The sequence below is a fragment of the Archangium sp. genome (assembly GCF_036388035.1).
In the GTDB taxonomy this organism is placed as follows: domain Bacteria; phylum Myxococcota; class Myxococcia; order Myxococcales; family Myxococcaceae; genus Archangium.
Genome location: NZ_DASVSO010000322.1, coordinates 1 through 2,312, shown reverse-complemented (window position 1 = coordinate 2,312; position 2,312 = coordinate 1). Strand labels below are relative to the sequence as shown.

Annotated in this window: 4 protein-coding genes; 1 reads left to right on the top strand and 3 read right to left on the bottom strand. The window is 69.9% G+C overall.

What is annotated here, in order from left to right:
- The 3 genes from VF697_RS13240 to VF697_RS13230 all read right to left on the bottom strand — a co-directional run.
- Positions 1 to 400: CBM20 domain-containing protein (locus tag VF697_RS13240; protein WP_331094865.1), on the bottom strand; the 400-nt coding region annotated here is incomplete at its 3' end.
- A 66-nt stretch (positions 401 to 466) separates the two neighbouring features.
- Entirely contained in the window at positions 467 to 715 is a 249-nt protein-coding gene (locus VF697_RS13235) for a hypothetical protein (RefSeq protein ID WP_331094863.1), read from the bottom strand.
- A gap of 179 nt (positions 716 to 894) precedes the next feature.
- Entirely contained in the window at positions 895 to 1,530 is a 636-nt protein-coding gene (locus VF697_RS13230; RefSeq protein ID WP_331094861.1) for an SRPBCC family protein, read from the bottom strand.
- A gap of 210 nt (positions 1,531 to 1,740) precedes the next feature.
- Here VF697_RS13230 and VF697_RS13225 point away from each other — a divergent pair.
- Positions 1,741 to 2,312: alpha-ketoglutarate-dependent dioxygenase AlkB (locus VF697_RS13225; RefSeq protein WP_331094859.1), on the top strand; the 572-nt coding region annotated here is incomplete at its 3' end.

Sequence of the window (2,312 nt, the reverse complement as noted above, 5' to 3'; positions counted from 1 at the left end):
ACCGGGCCACGGTGAGGGAGACGCGCTCGGAGCGGCTGCCCACGCGCAAGGCGCGGTTGGGGAGCTCCTGGCCGGAGGCGTCCTTCTCCACGGTGGCCCAGGAGCCGCGCGTCACCTTGTACTCGAGCGCGGTGCCCGCCGGCAGCGGGAGGCGGGTGGTGTAGCGCCCCTCCGGCGAGCGCGTCAGCTTCACGCCCGCGCCGTTCCACTGGCCCAGGGCGGCGTGGTTCCCGGAGAGCCACACCTCCGCGTCCGGCGGGGTCTCGGGAGGGACCGTCACCTCGAAGGTGACCTGGGGCGCCTGGGCCTGGGCGGAGGGAGTGGGGACCTGACCGAAGGCCCCCAGTCCCACGGTGAGGCAGAGGAAGAGGACGATACGAGAGGCGTGTCGCGGCATCATTCCCGAAGGATACGCCGGGCGCTGACGCGACTCCTCGCCATGGACCTCTTCAGGGTCCGTCCGGAATCAGTCCACATCCTCCGGCGGCTCGCCCCGTCCGCCGTACCGCTCGAAGGCGCCTCCCTTCACGCCCTCGTCCTCGGTGGGGTGGCCGCTGACTTCGCTGCGCTGGCCGCCATTCTGGCCGGTCATGTCGTTCAGCCTCTCGGCACGGCCCTCGGCGGGAACCCGGTCCCCGTAGTCCTCCGGGTCCTTCTGCTTCTCAGGGTCCACCGGGATGCCCATCGGCCGGTTGAGCCATTCTTTCTTGTCCATGGCCTCGCTCCATCCTTGGGTGCCCACGCCCCAGGCTCCGGGCGGCGACACAGGTTCTTTCCCTCATCGTGCGCATCGCGCCCGGGTGGCGGTCGCCAGGTCGCCCTTGGCTCCGTGGGGCGCATGGAGGGGGAGCGGCGAGGCATGCCCCTGGCCCCTCCCTCCCCAGAGGGCCTGCGTCAAGGCGTGGTCGTGGTCGCCTGGGGCGCCGCGGCGGGAGCCGGGGCCTGCGCGGCTTCCTCGGCCTTGGCCTTGAGCCGGGCCTCGCGCTCACGCCGGTTCTTCGCCTCCCCTTCGGTCAGCGACTTGATGGTGGCCAGGCCCTTGTCGAAGTCCTTTCCCAGCATCCCGTCCATGTCCAGGAAGAGGGAGAAGGCCTTGCCCAGGAAGCCGTTCTGGCCGTCCATGGCCCACGTCACCCGGATGCCCTCGGCGACGGGCTGGAAGGTGAAGGTGGTGGTGTTGGTGGAGGCCCAGGGCTCGGAGAACTCGAGCAGGATGCGGATGCTCTCGTAGGGCTGAGACTCGAGGATGGTCATCTGCCCCTTGCCGGCGTCCTTGTTGCCGGACCAGGCGTAGATGGCGCCGGGCCCCGCGTAGGGCCCGTCGAAGGTCTTCTTCATCTTCGGGTCGAGCGCGTCCCACGGCGACCAGTACTTCCATTTGTGGAAGTCGTTCACCAAGCCGAAGGGCAGATCGACGGGGGCGGCCACGGTGATGGACCGCTCGATGTGGTAGGTGGACGGCCGCGAGGCCACCACGGCGCCGAGGCCCACGAGGGCGACGGCAAGCGCGAGAACAACCTTCTTGAACATTCCTTGTGTCTCCAGAGCACGGCCCGGTGCTCCTCCGAGTATGGCGCAGAACCGCCGGGGTGGTCCTCCCCCTCCACCCCTCAGGCGAGGAGGCGCGGTATAAATGGCTGGATTTCCTGACGCGTCTCCCGGTGTGAGACGCCTGGGAGGAGGGGAGGCGTCGGAGCGAGCCCCCATGCGCGGAGCGCTGTGGTAGTGCAAGGAGGACCCATGGCCTACCCGCCCCGCTTCGGCCGCTCGCTGGCCCACAAGGCACGCCAGCGCACGCCGGGCCACCATTACAACGCGAGCTTCCTGTCGGCGGCCGACCGCACGGAAATCCTTTCCTGGCTCGGCACCCTGCATCCGCTGTGGGAGGAGCGCTACTCCAAGCACTTCCCGCCGCCCCCGGGCCAGTCCCAGCGGCGACTGCTGCGCCCGGTGTACTGGCTGGGCAACTGGCAGTTCGCGTGCCTCGACTACTACCGGCCGCCCAAGGGGGTGAAGAACCGCTGTGTGAAGGCCGAGCCCTTCCCAGCGGTGCTCCAGCGCCAGGTGGACAAGGTGGAGCAGCTCGCGCGCCGGATGTTCCGCGGCCCGGACATGCCCGCCGGCTGGCACCTCAACACCTGCCTGGTGAACTTCTACGGCAGCCGCCTGGAGGACGGGCGCTGGGTGGACACCGCGCGGGTGGGCGAGCACAAGGACTTCGAGCCGGGGCCGGTGGCCTCGCTCTCCTTTGGCGAGCGCGCGCTCATCCAGTTCGTCACCTCCTCGCGCCCGGGCGAGCGCGACGAGGTGGT

Excerpts from the sequence above, each read along its gene's own strand:
- VF697_RS13235 (WP_331094863.1), bottom strand. The coding sequence starts at position 715 with ATGGACAAGAAAGAATGGCTCAACCGGCCGATGGGCATCCCGGTGGAC.
- VF697_RS13230 (WP_331094861.1), bottom strand. The coding sequence starts at position 1,530 with ATGTTCAAGAAGGTTGTTCTCGCGCTTGCCGTCGCCCTCGTGGGCCTC.